Source organism: Desulfotalea psychrophila LSv54 (genome assembly GCF_000025945.1).
Classification (GTDB): domain Bacteria; phylum Desulfobacterota; class Desulfobulbia; order Desulfobulbales; family Desulfocapsaceae; genus Desulfotalea; species Desulfotalea psychrophila.
This window is the reverse complement of the sequence record NC_006138.1, coordinates 931,314-945,465: the sequence shown is the minus strand read 5'-3', so window position 1 is coordinate 945,465 and position 14,152 is coordinate 931,314. Positions and strand designations below refer to the sequence as shown.

Genomic DNA, 14,152 nt, shown 5'->3' with positions numbered 1-14,152 from the left:
ACTATGCCAAAATTAAAAATAACCCCGATGATGCAGCAGTACTTTAAGCTCAAAGAACAACATCCCCATACCATCCTCTTTTACCGAATGGGAGATTTTTACGAGATGTTCTTTGAGGACGCCATCACCGCCTCCAAGATTCTTGGTATCACCCTCACCTCCCGCAATAAGAAATCGGACAGTGCTCAAATACCCATGTGCGGAATCCCCTACCATGCCCTGCAGGGATATCTGGCAAAGATGGTAGAGGCGGGCAAGCGAGTAGCAATCTGTGAACAGGTGGAGGATCCCAGTACAGCCCAAGGTATTGTCAAACGAGAGGTGGTGCAGATAGTCACTCCCGGAGTGGTCACAGACAATCAACTCCTCGATGCCAAGAGCAATAACTTTGTCACGGCCATTAGCAGGGGAAAAAACAACCGCTATGGTCTCTCCTTTCTTGATATTACCACCGGTGAGTTCATCGTTGCCGATTTTGCCGGGAGCGATGGTGAGGCAGATATCCTCGACCAACTGACCCGCCTCACCCCCACAGAACTGCTCGTCTCAGAAGAGGAGCTAGAGGACTTTGCCGAGACCATCGATCTTGCCACCACCCTCATCCCCGGCCTCTGTATAACCCCGCGCCCCCACCACCTCTTTGACTTTGACCAATCGCATGAAAAGCTGCTTGAACATTTCGCCGTCATCAGTCTGGATGGATTTGGATGTGAGACCCTTGTCGAGGGACAGATCGCCGCGGCCATACTCCTCGACTATATTGAGGAGACCCAAAAATCTGCCATCCACCATATAGAGAAGCTGAGCCGCCTGGAACTCGATGCCATCCTGCAAATAGATGACTCTTCGCGGCGTAACCTTGAACTTACCCAGACAATTGTCGGTGGCAACCGAAGCGGTTCCCTGCTCTCCGTCCTTGATCTGACCACAACGCCCATGGGGGCCAGATTTCTCAAACAGGCCATCCTCTTTCCCCTTCAGGACAGGGCAAGAATCCTCCGCCGCCTCAACGCAGTGGGCTATTTTTTTAACAACTCAGAGGCACGTCACCAGATCAGAGAGTTGCTCGATCAGGTCTATGATATAGAACGACTCAACAGCAGGATCACCCTGGGCTCGGCCAATGGCCGCGATATGCTGGCCATGAAACAGTCTCTGGCCCGCCTGCCTGAAATGCTGACAGAGCTACGAAAATGCGATACCGATGAGCTGATAGAGATCGAGCAGACACTTGATACTCTGGAAGACCTGCACCAACTCTTGGATAAAAGCATCCACCCAGACCCACCGACAAATATACGAGAGGGAAACCTCATTCGGGAAGGTTATAATGCCGAGCTTGATGAGATCATTGTTCTCCTCCGGGATGGGAAGAAACTCATTCTTGATCTGGAGGCCAAAGAGAGGGAACGAACGGGGATTGCCAAGCTCAAGGTGAGTTACAACAGGGTCTTTGGCTATTTCATCGAGGTGAGCAGGGCCCAGAGTTCTCGGGTACCGGAACACTATATTCGTAAGCAGACCCTGGTCAATGCCGAGAGATTTATCACCCCTGAACTGAAGGAGTTTGAAACCAAGGTCCTGGGCGCCGAAGATCGCAGACTAGAACTGGAGTATCAGCTCTTTGCCACTGTCCGAAATGAGCTTGCCAGCCATTCCAGCAGGTTTCTGGCCACAGCTCACCAGTTGGCCCTTCTTGATTTTTATGCCTCGGCCGCCGAAGTATCACAGCAGTACAACTATCACCGACCCGAGATCAGAGACGATGGCAGCCTGGAGATACGAGAGGGACGACACCCCGTTATCGAGAGATCACTACCGGCAGGAAAGTTCGTCCCCAACGACGTCTATCTTGATCAGGCTGAAAATGAAATTCTGGTTATCACCGGCCCGAATATGGCCGGTAAATCCACGGTACTGAGACAAACGGCCCTCATTGTCCTCATGGCCCAGATGGGCTACTATGTACCCGCAGATTCCGCCCGAATCGGGGTTGTTGACCGAATATTTACCCGGGTCGGGGCAATGGATGACCTACGCAGGGGCCAATCCACCTTTATGGTGGAGATGAGTGAAACCGCCAATATTCTCAACAATGCCACCCCGCGCAGTCTTGTTATCCTCGATGAGATCGGTCGGGGTACATCCACCTACGATGGTCTCTCCATCGCCTGGGCTGTAACAGAACACCTGGTGCAAAAAGACGGTATCGGAGTCAAGACCATGTTCGCCACCCACTACCACGAGCTCACCGATCTGGCCCGCAGATATGCACGGATACAGAACTACTCCATCGCTGTACGGGAGTGGCAGAAGAGCGTTATCTTCCTCCATAAGCTGATAAAGGGTGGTACCAGCCGCAGTTATGGTATTCAGGTGGCGGCTCTGGCAGGCGTCCCCGCCCAGGTGGTGGAACGGGCCCATGAAATACTGCACAGCATTGAATCCGGAGATTTTCTAGCAGGAGAAAAGGTAGGAGGGCAGCCTCAGAAGGAGCTGAGCGAGCACAAGCCCCACCAGCCCTCCCTCTTTGCCCCTCCGACCGACGAGATACGGACAAAGATCAGGGAAATGGATTTAGACGAGCTGACACCCAGACAGGCACTTGATGCCCTCTACGCCCTAAAGGAGATGACCGTCTAGTGCATAGTAAGGCTTAAATGCTCGCTATATCTTACGAGTATTCGTCTCATTTTTTCTCTGAGAGCGAGGCCCCCAATTTTATTAAATGGCACCGATGTTTGCTTGGGCGATCCCCATTGGCACGGAGCTGAGCACCGGAAAAATTTGCGATAAAGGAGTTTAACTTGTTTGAGCGTAGCCATCTCAAACTCTCGTGGGGCTTGAGGCGCACCGCCGAAGGCCGTAGTGGCAGGGCTCCTTTCTTTCGTCGTAAGCCATACTACCGTCGTATGATCAAGCCATACTACTGGTTCGCATTTGAGTAAAAGAAAATGAATGAAATCAACATCTGGATAATGCCCGGGTAAAGGAAACGACTTTACCCAAAGGTTTACCCTGTACCAGGGCTAAATAGGCTGCTCCTCCTTGCTTCCCTCTCAGCACCCATAGACAGGCTCTTTGCCTACAAAAGCGAAGCCTGATTCACCGTTTGCGGCCATGCCTGGCCACAGATAGGCCATCTTCTCAAGTATTTGGCCTGTCTACATCCATTGCTCCACTACTGGGGTTTTCAGGCTTTATACATCCATTGCTCGACTACCCAAGTTTTCAGGTCGTCTACATATGTATATTGTCTCTTTCTTCGGTGTTTGAGGCTTTATACATTTGTATATTGTCTCTTTCTTCGGAGTTTCGGGCTTTATACATCTGTATCTTGCTCGACTTCTCGAGTTTTTGGGCTTTGTCCGTTTGTTTATGACCCGTCCCCTCAATGTTTTGGCCTTTGCCCATACATATATTGCTCGCTTACTCGATTTTCCCTACTCTCTTTCGGCCACAACAGGCATCTTTGCTCCAAGCTTACTTCCATTGCTTTGCAGAGCTTTAGATATCGTAAATATTGTTGAGCCATTTTGGTGCGCTACAAGGCACGAATGCTAGCAGCGCTATGTGACCGAATGAGAAACGAAGTCAGCGCGAGAAAAGGGCAAACAATATACGGTGGATAAAGTTTTACAGAGCACTAGTGCATAGTAAGACTTAAATGCTCGCTATATCTTACTAGTATTCGTATCATTTTTTTCTCTGAGAGCGAAGCCCCCAATTTTATTAAATGGCACCGATGTTTGCTTGGGCGATCCCCATTGGCACGGAGCTGAGCATCGTCATTTCAACATTTTGCATACGACCGTATGAGGATGGAGGTGGCCCCTCCCCCCTCTCGGTTGCCCGAACGGAGTGATGGCGGTGAGCAGGTCAGGAAGAACTGCCAGCGGTGTCTAGGAGCCCGTTCGCAACCTTAGCGAAAGCTGAAACGAGAGTGAGGATTGGCAACTGGGCCGGGGCGGCATGGGGTGCAAAGGGGGGAACGCTTCCCCCTTTGGCCAGTGTGGCTGGCAAGCCACGATCCGGTGACCACCATCGAACCCGGGAAACTCGATCGAGGGTCGTGATGCCAATTTGTTCTTTTGGTGAAATATTGCTCTGTGCTCAACATCTGGATAATGCACGGGTAAAGGAAACGACTTTACCCAAAGGTTTAACCTTTACCCTGTACCAGGGCTAAATAGGCTGCTCCTCCTTGCTTCCCCTCTCAGCGCCCATAGACAGGCTCTTTGCCTACAAAAGCGAAGCCTGATTCACCTTTTGCGGCCGCGCCTGCCCGTAGATAGGCCTTCTTCTCAAGTATTTGGCCTGTCTACATCCATTGCTCGAATACTCAAGTTTTCAGGCTTTATACATATGTATATTGCTCGAAAAACCCAAAACTTACCTTTTATGGCCTTGCAAATAAAAAAATAACGATGACGGACAGTTACTACACCGTCATACCTCGATTCAAAAAAGATATCAGGGATTAGCTACTTACGGAAGGACAACAACAAAAGCCAGAGAAGACCTTATGGGCGTTTCCAGCTGGAGGAGAAAGGCACAACACAAGAGGTGTTGGAGGTGGTAGACAGAATCAGCCCGGCAAAGAGAGGACAGTTATTTTTTGTAATAATAGCGTAGTAAACAAAAAAAAAGGGGGCCTCTCTTCTTTCGAAGAGAGGCCCCCTTGACAAGCGGCGGGAGGACTAGAGTCCCTGTGCCACCCGGAGACGAATAAGTGCACGGTGAAGTGCAGCTTCAGCGCGGGTATCGCTATAAGCCTCATCGCTCGGCAAACCATGCTTGGCAATGCGCTTTTCAGCTCTTATTTTGGCCTTCATCGCTCTGTCAGTATCAATATCTTGTTTTGCTTCAGCACTTTCCACAAGAAAGGTAATTTTATTATTGGAAACTTCACAAAACCCACCACTTACCATCAGGGTATTGCGTTCCTCACCGATCTCATAAGTCAAAGCGCCTATCTTGATAGTTGACAAAAGAGGTGCGTGATTGGCCAAGACACCGAAGTCGCCACCGCTACCGGGAGCGTTAACAATATCAACATCCTTGTTAATAATCGACCCCGAAGGTGTAACCACCTCTAAATTAATTTGTTGTGCCATGGAGTTGACCTCTCAAACTATTTTTTATCCCTGCCCGAAAGCAGGGACGATGAATTTACGCCTTAGATGCAGCATCCTTTGCAACAGCTTCGTCAATGCTACCAACCATATAGAAGGAGTTCTCGTTGAGTGCGTCGTGCTTTCCTTCCAGGATCTCTTTGAAGCCCTGAACAGTATCGGCAACCTTAACGAATTTACCAGGCATACCGGTAAATACCTCGGCAACGGTAAATGGTTGCGACAGGTATCGCTGAATCTTACGGGCACGGGAAACCAACTGCTGATCTTCCTCAGAGAGCTCATCCATACCAAGAATAGCAATAATATCCTGAAGATCTTTGTACTTCTGCAGGCTTACCTGGACACCACGGGCAACGTCGTAATGCTCTTCACCGATAACATTCGGATCGAGAATACGAGAGGTTGAATCCAGCGGATCAACGGCAGGGTAGATACCAAGCTCAGAGATCTGACGAGAAAGAACAACGGTACCATCAAGGTGAGCAAAGGTGGTAGCAGGGGCAGGATCGGTTAAATCATCCGCCGGTACATATACACACTGAACAGCAGTAATAGAACCCTTGTTGGTGGAGGTAATACGTTCCTGCAGGGCACCAAGATCCGTTGCCAAGGTAGGCTGATAACCTACCGCAGATGGAATACGGCCAAGGAGGGCAGAAACTTCGGAGCCTGCCTGGGTAAAACGAAAGATATTATCCACGAAGAACAGTACATCCTGCCCCTCTTCATCACGGAAATACTCAGCAGCAGTAAGACCGGTCAGGGCAACCCGGGCACGTGCTCCCGGAGGCTCTGTCATCTGACCATAAACAAGGGCAGCCTTAGGAAGAACACCGGACTCCTTCATCTCGTTGTAGAGATCATTACCCTCACGGGTACGCTCTCCAACACCACAGAAGACAGAGATACCACCATGATGCATGGCAATATTATTAACCATCTCCATCATAATAACGGTCTTACCACAACCGGCACCACCGAAGAGCCCCATCTTTCCACCAAGTGGGAATGGAACAAGGAGATCAATTACCTTAATACCGGTTTCAAGAACACGCACTTCGGTGTCCTGCTCGGTAAAAAGTGGCGCATCACGGTGAATGGACATGCTTGTCTTTGCCGGAATGGGACCGAGTCCATCCACGGGACGACCAACAACGTTCATGATACGACCAAGAGCACCCTCACCGACAGGAATGGTGATAGGCAGGCCCGTATCTCTTACAACCATGCCACGAACAAGACCATCGGTCTGGTCCATAGCAATACAACGACAAACGTTATCACCTAAATGCTGAGCAATCTCGATAACCAGGTTATCCGGGACGTCATTAATACCAGGATTGGTCACAGTACAGGCATTCAGAATATTAGGCAGCTGGCCCGGCTCAAACTCAACATCTACAACAGGTCCAATAACCTGTGTAATCTTTCCAATTTTTTGCTCACTCATAGGGACTTACCCCTCCTCAAAGTCTTAGATTATCCGTAAAACAGTTAATTTCTATTTAAGAGCTTCTGCGCCGCCAACGATGTCCATCAACTCATTTGTTACAGCGGCCTGGCGAGCCTTATTGTATACAATGGTCAAATTACTAACAATATCTCGACATGCTGTGGTTGCATTGTCCATTGCTGTCATCCTGGCAGCATGCTCAGAGGCACCCACCTCAAGCATGGCATGATAGACGAGCACGTTGAGATAGAGTGGCTGCATGGCATCCATGATCTCTTCACTGGAAGGTTCATAGATATAGTCTCCAGACATGGTCTGCTCGCCCGCAGGCTCACTGCTGACAACGGGTTGGATAGGCAGAAGATCCTCGGCAACCGGGGCCTGAACGGCAACGGACTTAAAGGCACCATAAATAATCTCTACCTTATCAGCGGTTCCCTTGAGAAAGTTATCCGCCACATCAGATGCAATTTCTCGGGCGTTATTTATAGAAAAATGAGCCATTATGTCTGAATAATTCTCACGAACGGCGCCACTCTTTCTCAATAACTGATATCCCTTCTTGCCAATACAGATCAGACTTACCTTTTTTCCTTCAGCCCGATACTGAGCCATCTTCTTTTCGGTAAGCTTCACAACATTGGCATTAAAGGAACCACATAAACCACGATCGGAGGTAACAACAATAAGCTCCACCGTTTTAACATCACGGACATCCATCAGAGGAAAGGCATTGGTATTTCCCCCGCCGGACAGATTTGACATAGCCTCGCTAAACTTAGATGCGTATGGACGAAAGGATTCCATCTTATCCTGAGCACCACGCAACCTTGAGGCAGCGACCATGTTCATCGCCTTAGTAATCTGAGATGTCTTCTTTACACCTGTGATCTTTGTTTTAACTTCTTTTAAACTCGGCATATCGTGACCTTTCTTTGATTATTTAAGACCCTTGATTGCCTTGAACGTTTCACCAAAGCTGGTCAGTGCCTTATTGAGTTTCTCTTTAATTCCATCGGTGAAGGCCTGTTCGGCTACCAGATCGGTAAAGACTGATGGCTCATTAGCCTCAAGATAGTCATAGAGATCTGCCTCGTAGGCTGCCAAGCTGCCAATAGGAAGTGAGTCAAGATGACCTGTAGAACCAGCGTAGAGAATAGTTACCTGCTTCTCCATTGGTAGTGGCTGATACTGTGGCTGCTTGAGGATCTCAACGAGTCTCTCTCCACGGGTAAGTTTAGCCTGGGTTGAAACATCAAGATCAGAGCCAAAGGCTGCAAAAGCGGCAAGCTCACGATACTGGGCAAGATCAAGACGCAGGGTACCTGCTACCTGTTTCATCGCCTTACACTGGGCAGAGCCGCCAACACGGGATACAGAGAGACCAATATTTACCGCTGGACGAACACCGGAGAAGAAGAGGTTTGGCTCGAGATACACCTGACCGTCGGTAATAGAAATAACGTTGGTAGGAATAAAGGCAGAAACATCACCGGCCTGAGTTTCAATGATTGGCAGGGCAGTAAGAGAACCGGCACCAAGCTCATCATTTACCTTGGAGGCACGCTCAAGCAGACGGGAGTGATTAAAGAAAATATCACCCGGATAAGCCTCACGTCCCGGTGGACGACGAAGAAGCAGGGAGAGTTCACGATAGGCAACTGCCTGCTTGGAAAGATCATCATAGATGATCAGGGCATGTTGACCATTATCACGGTAGTACTCACCCATGGAACAACCGGCAAAGGGGGCAATATACTGCATTGGGGCAGGATCAGAGGCACAGGCAGCAACAACGGTGGTGTACTCCATGGCACCGTGCTTACGCAGGGCTTCCACCACAAGGGCTACGGTAGATTTTTTCTGGCCTACTGCTACGTAGATGCAGTGCACGTCAGTGTTCTTCTGGGCAATAATTGCATCAACACAGAGGGCAGTCTTGCCAATCTGACGATCACCGATCACCAGCTCACGCTGTCCACGACCAACAGGGGTCATAGCATCAACTGCCTTGGCACCGGTGTAACATGGTTCATGCACACCTTTACGGGCAATAACACCTGGAGCCACCACTTCAATCTTAGAGGTAAGATCAGAGTTAATTGGACCTTGGCCATCAATAGGCTTGCCAAGACCATCAACAACACGGCCGGACATTGCAGGTCCTACAGGAACCTCTGCAATCTTACCGGTACGCTTAACAATATCGCCTTCCTTAATACCTTGAACACTACCGAGTACTGCACAACCAACGTTATCTTCCTCAAGGTTCAGGGCAAGTCCCATAATTCCACTAGGGAATTCAAGAAGCTCCATTGCCATACAATTTTGTACACCATAGATACGGGCGATACCATCACCAACAGAAATAACGGTACCAGTCTCGTTCAGATCTACACTTGTCTCGTAGTCTCCGATCTGATCTTTGATAATCTGACTGATTTCTTCGGCTTTAATCTGCATCTATTCTCTCCCCTTAATGGATTCTTTTAAACCTGCAAGTTGTGTTTTAATGCTACCGTCCAGCACCAAGTCACCTACCTTGGCCACAATACCACCAATGATTGATGGATCGACACTGGTCGTAAGCTCCACCTTCTTACCGGTTAGCTTTTCTAATGTCTGCTGAATTTTCCCCTGTAACTCTTCACTCAACTCAACGGCTGAAATCACGCTTCCATGGCTCAGATTCTGAGCATCATCAACCATGGCCTGAAACTCTTCTGCTATCTCTGGAAGAATTTCCGCACGCTTTTTCTCAACGAGGAGATTGAGGAAATTGCTCATTACAGCATCAATGTCCATGGACTTTACTATTCCTACCATCACCTTCTCACGAAGTTCTAAAGGATAAAGAGGGTTGGTTAGAGCATCTACAACATCGGGGTTGGTCATATACAGATTTGCAACAGCCTGAAGAGCATCATTATACTCCCCATATTTGCCACTATCGGCGCCTATGGAAAAGACAGCTTTTGCATATCTTCGTGCGAGGATTGTCTGTTTCATTACACGGCCCCCACTTTAGCTAAATAATCTTCAACAATTTTTACCTGATCATCAGCGGTGAGGTGCTTAACAATAAGTTCCTCTGCCATAACAGCGGCCTGATCAGCAGCATCGTTTTTCAGGCTACGTTTAGCGTTGGCAATCTCATTCTGGATTGCCTGCTCAGCAGATTTTTGAATATCTGCTGCCGCCTGCTCGGCTCTTTCTAGAATCTTAGCCTTCTCAATCTCGGCCTGGGCAACGGCCTTATCAACAATGCTATCAATATCCTTTTCAACATTGGCAAGCTTTGCCTCAAACTGGCGAAACTCTTTCTCGGCAACAATGCGACGGGCCTCAAGATCCTCCACTTCAGACTTCACCCGCTGCTGACGACCGGAAAGAGCATTAGCAATAGGCTTTGCCCCAAACTTGATCAAGATGGCCATCAACACGGCAAAGTTCAACACTCGCCAGAAAAGATCCATCAACTTCTCATGGGAGAGGCTGTCAGCGACATGGGCTACCGCTACATCATGGGCACCAGTAACGGTTGCATGTTCCAGTTCTACCGCTTCAATAACACCGGCATCGGCTGGAGCAGAAATAACCTTAGCAGAAGGCAGAGCATCAGCCGGAGCATCAGCTGGAGCCGGAGCATCAACTGGAGCTGAGGCAAGAGCGAGAGGAGCAAAGGCAAAAAGCAATACCAGCAAAAATGGCAGAACACGTTTTATATTCTCTTTCATGCCTTTAAACTCCTCCCCAAAATTTTACCTGCCATATCCCTTGCAAAGAGAGAGAGCTCTGTTTGCAAACCGGCCCTGGCACTTTCAATTTGAGATTTGACCTCGGCAAGCTGCTTCTCCTTTACAGAGTCAGCCTCAGCCTTAATTGCAGCAAGCTTTGTATCGCCTGCGGCCTGTGCATCTGCACGAGCAGAGTCCAAAGCAACCTTGGCCTTTCCTGAGGCCTCGGTCATCTTTGCATTCATGTCACTCTGACGCAAACTCGCGTTTTTTTCAAACTTCGAAATTTCGCCGCGCATACCCCGCAACTTTTCAAATCGCTCCGCCAAAATTTTCTTTACAGGTTTGTAAAGAACTTTGTTCAGCAGAAACATGAGAACAACCATGTTAACAATCTGAATTACCAAAGTAATATCCATTGTAATCATGTTATCACTCCCCCAATAAGCTAAGATAACAAACAAAAAAAAACGTAACATCCATTCTAACGATTCAAGAATGAACGATGACCGCATACAAGGTGAAACTGCACAACCTTACTACGTGTTAGGTGGGTATAATGACTCCAACGAGTCAAGATAATAGAATTTTTTTACTGCAAATGCGACCGCCTGTCAACTCATTTTTAATCAGGATATTCCCCGTTTAGCAATAAGTTAGGCAGAAAAACCTGCGGAAATACGCTTTCTTCAAGCGATCGCATCAAAAGAGATACCGCGCGCTACCTTTTACAGCATCGCTTCGATAATTGCTGGAACAGAGGCTATTGCCTCGCTGAGCTTATCTGGCATGGTACCGCCAGCCTGAGCCATATCAGGACGGCCACCACCTTTTCCACCAACAATTCCGGAAACCTCACTGACGATCCGTCCTGCCTGAATTCTATCTACCAGATCTTTGGTAACAATGGCAAGAAGGGCAACCTTACCACCAACAGCACCACCAATAACAGCAATGCCACTCTCCAGATTATCCCGGACCTTATCACCAAGCTCACGCAGGGCCTTGGCATTTTCCAGAGGCACCTCAGCCACAACAACCTTTATCCCGGCAACGGTCAGGGCATTATTCAACAGATCATCCAGACCGGAGCTGGCAAGTTGACCTGCAAGTTGGGCAACACGTTTCTCACCCTCCTTAACAGCAGTCAGCAAAGATTCAACCTTAGGCACCAGATCGCCTGATTTACAGCTCAAGAGATCTGCAAGCTCATTACCCGTAGAGAGACGACCCTGGACATAGGCAAGGGCTGCGCGGCCTGTCAAGGCCTCTATACGACGCACACCAGCGGCAATACCACTCTCCGACAGAATAACAAAGAGACCAATTTCGCCCGTTGCCCCGACATGAGTGCCACCGCAAAGCTCCCTACTATAATCGCCCATGGAGACAACACGTACATCATCGTCATATTTTTCCCCAAAGAGAGCCGTGGCCCCACCGGCAATTGCCTCCTGTTTTGAGAGAACATCCGTTGCTATAACGGCATTATTTCGTATCTGCTCATTGACCAGGGTCTCCACCTGGGCAATCTCTGCAGCTGTTAGCTGAGAAAAATTGGTGAAATCAAAGCGCAATCGTTCAGGACCAACCAGAGAACCTGACTGTTTAACATGATCACCCAAAACGGAGATAAGCGCCGCCTGCAGGAGATGAGTTGCACTATGGTTAGAGGCAGTTGCCTTTCTCTCCTCATCATCCACCTGAAGAGTCACCTCAAGCCCCAGGCTCAGCTCACCCTCCTCCACCAAGAGATCATGAAGGATCAGCCCCGTGCCCTCGGCCTGGGTGGCATAGACAGATGCCTGCCCACCTTGCCAGCGCACAGAGCCTCTATCACCCATCTGCCCACCCGCCTCGGCATAAAACGGAGTGGCCGCCACAAAGACTCTACCCTTTTCACCGGCGACAAGTTTTTCAACCCCACTGCCCTGCTCGGAGAGCAAACCTTCCACCACGGAATCTGCCTCAAGTCCCTCATAGCCAAGAAACTCTGCCTTTTTGCCAGCATCGGCCAGGGCCTTGACCCCCTCGTCGTGGAGCTTAACGCCTTCACCCTTTCGGGAGGCACGGGATTTGGCACGTTGCTCAGCCATGGCTGTGGCAAAACCTGCCTCATCAAAACCGACCCCACGCTCCAGAGCAATATCGCGAACAATATCGAAGGGAAAGCCAAAGGTATCATAGAGCTTAAAGATAAAGGGGCCGTCAATAACGGCATCTCCACCACTCGTAAGGAGTTGACTGATCTTCTCATCCAGCTGCACAAGACCATGCTCTAGAGTCTCACGAAAACGCTCCTCCTCGTTGTTGACAACCTTCTCCAGAAGGGCAGCGGTCGCCACAAGTTGTGGATAAGCGTTTTGCATCTCGGCACAGACAGCCTTGGTAACCCGGTCCATAAATGGCTTTTCAAGACCCAGCTTCTTGCCATAGCGAACGGCACGACGCATGATACGACGAAGCACATAGCCGCGACCCTCGTTGGAAGGCAAAACGCCATCGGCCACCAGAAAACTGGTCGCCCGGGCATGATCGGCAATAACCCGAATAGCCGTATCAGTATCTGCAGCTGCCCCATATTTCACTCCGGAAATATCCTCAAGGACGGCAATAATGGGCGCAAAGAGATCAGAATCGTAGTTATTGAACTTACCCTGGAGCACAGCAGCAACCCGCTCAAGCCCCATACCCGTATCAATACTTGGCCTGGGAAGAGCTGTCAGTGAACCATCTTCCGCCCGATTGAACTGCATAAAAACGAGATTCCACAGCTCAAGAAAGCGATCACAGTCACAGCCAACGGCACAGTTGGGATTATCACAGGGACTGGAGCCCACCCCCTGATCAATATGAATTTCAGAACATGGTCCACAGGGTCCGGTATCACCCATGGCCCAAAAATTATCCTTCTCACCGAGACGAACAATACGTCCCTTGGGCAGGTCTTCTACCTTCTCCCAAAGGGCGAAGGCCTCATCATCATCTTCAAAGACGGAAACCCACATCTTCTCAGCTGGCAGACCAAGCTCCACGGTAAGAAAATTCCAGGCAAGGCGAATCGCCTCCTCCTTGAAATAATCTCCAAAGGAAAAATTACCTAACATCTCAAAAAAGGTATGATGGCGAGCTGTATAACCTACATTCTCCAGATCGTTATGTTTTCCTCCTGCCCGAACACATTTCTGACTGGTAACAGCTCGGACATATCCTCTCTTATCATCCCCCATAAAAACCCTTTTGAATTGCACCATCCCCGCATTGGTGAAGAGCAGAGTGGGATCATCCTTGGGAACTAATGAAGAACTTTCAGCAACGGTGTGACCGTTACCCTTAAAATACTCCAAAAACCTTGAGCGAATTTCATTTCCTTTCATAGCGTGTCTTTTATCGGCAGTTTTTTAATCTAGAATATTGAGCTTGCAGAGAAAACAGACCGTTGCCTCTAAAACTAAAATGGATAGAGAAACATTCTGCAAACAACAGTGTTTTAATCCTTCTACATGATGTAATAGAACCCGTTATGCCGTCACATTCAAGCATCTCCGTGAATTTTACAAAAAAAATCCAATAGAAAACAAGGGTCAGGATGCGCAAAGAGGCTCGGATTCACCCGGCAGCGGAGGCTATACAAACAATACTTTTGCATATATATCAAATGTCTTCTCAATTTTTATCAGGCAAGCTCCCCACCATCAGCCCCTGGCCTGCCATAAATAGCCCCAGCACAGGGTGATAAAATAACAGCCTAAAAATACAAGGTTAATCCCCATATCATGCCTGGGCAAAAATCATCCATTTGCCAACATGCCCCCATCCCTCGC

10 protein-coding genes are annotated in these 14,152 nt (G+C 48.9%); 2 read left to right on the top strand and 8 right to left on the bottom strand.

The features are described from left to right. Positions 1-3 precede the first annotated feature (3 nt). Together mutS and DP_RS18180 are read left to right on the top strand one after the other, a co-directional pair. On the top strand, positions 4-2,643 hold the full coding sequence (gene mutS / locus DP_RS04250) for a DNA mismatch repair protein MutS (protein ID WP_011188085.1): 2,640 nt from the start codon (positions 4-6) through the stop codon (positions 2,641-2,643). A 164-nt stretch (positions 2,644-2,807) separates the two neighbouring features. Next, positions 2,808-2,948 (top strand): hypothetical protein, encoded by a 141-nt coding sequence (locus DP_RS18180; protein ID WP_162096627.1) that lies wholly within the window; start codon positions 2,808-2,810, stop codon positions 2,946-2,948. A gap of 1,752 nt (positions 2,949-4,700) precedes the next feature. On the opposite strand, the gene DP_RS04245 is transcribed toward DP_RS18180, so the two are convergent. From DP_RS04245 to alaS, 8 genes are all read right to left on the bottom strand, one after another. Next, on the bottom strand, positions 4,701-5,117 hold the full coding sequence (locus DP_RS04245) for a F0F1 ATP synthase subunit epsilon (protein WP_011188080.1): 417 nt from the start codon (positions 5,115-5,117) through the stop codon (positions 4,701-4,703). A gap of 55 nt (positions 5,118-5,172) precedes the next feature. Next, a complete protein-coding gene (gene atpD / locus DP_RS04240) occupies positions 5,173-6,588 on the bottom strand; it encodes a F0F1 ATP synthase subunit beta (RefSeq protein ID WP_011188079.1) in 1,416 nt (471 codons plus the stop codon). A 51-nt stretch (positions 6,589-6,639) separates the two neighbouring features. Further along, on the bottom strand, positions 6,640-7,512 hold the full coding sequence (gene atpG, locus DP_RS04235) for an ATP synthase F1 subunit gamma (protein ID WP_011188078.1): 873 nt from the start codon (positions 7,510-7,512) through the stop codon (positions 6,640-6,642). Positions 7,513-7,530: 18 nt separating this feature from the next. Then, positions 7,531-9,054 (bottom strand): F0F1 ATP synthase subunit alpha, encoded by a 1,524-nt coding sequence (gene atpA / locus DP_RS04230; RefSeq protein WP_011188077.1) that lies wholly within the window; start codon positions 9,052-9,054, stop codon positions 7,531-7,533. Further along, on the bottom strand, positions 9,055-9,600 hold the full coding sequence (locus DP_RS04225; protein WP_011188076.1) for a F0F1 ATP synthase subunit delta: 546 nt from the start codon (positions 9,598-9,600) through the stop codon (positions 9,055-9,057). It lies immediately after the preceding gene. Beyond that, positions 9,600-10,328 (bottom strand): F0F1 ATP synthase subunit B family protein, encoded by a 729-nt coding sequence (locus DP_RS04220; RefSeq protein ID WP_011188075.1) that lies wholly within the window; start codon positions 10,326-10,328, stop codon positions 9,600-9,602. Before DP_RS04220 ends, DP_RS04225 begins: the two co-directional genes overlap by 1 nt. Continuing rightward, complete coding sequence (locus tag DP_RS04215) at positions 10,325-10,756, bottom strand: ATP synthase F0 subunit B (protein ID WP_011188074.1); 432 nt, start codon at positions 10,754-10,756, stop codon at positions 10,325-10,327. Before DP_RS04215 ends, DP_RS04220 begins: the two co-directional genes overlap by 4 nt. A 300-nt stretch (positions 10,757-11,056) precedes the next feature. Continuing rightward, positions 11,057-13,705, bottom strand: a complete 2,649-nt coding sequence (alaS, locus tag DP_RS04210; protein WP_011188073.1) for an alanine--tRNA ligase — start codon at positions 13,703-13,705, stop codon at positions 11,057-11,059. Positions 13,706-14,152 lie beyond the last annotated feature (447 nt).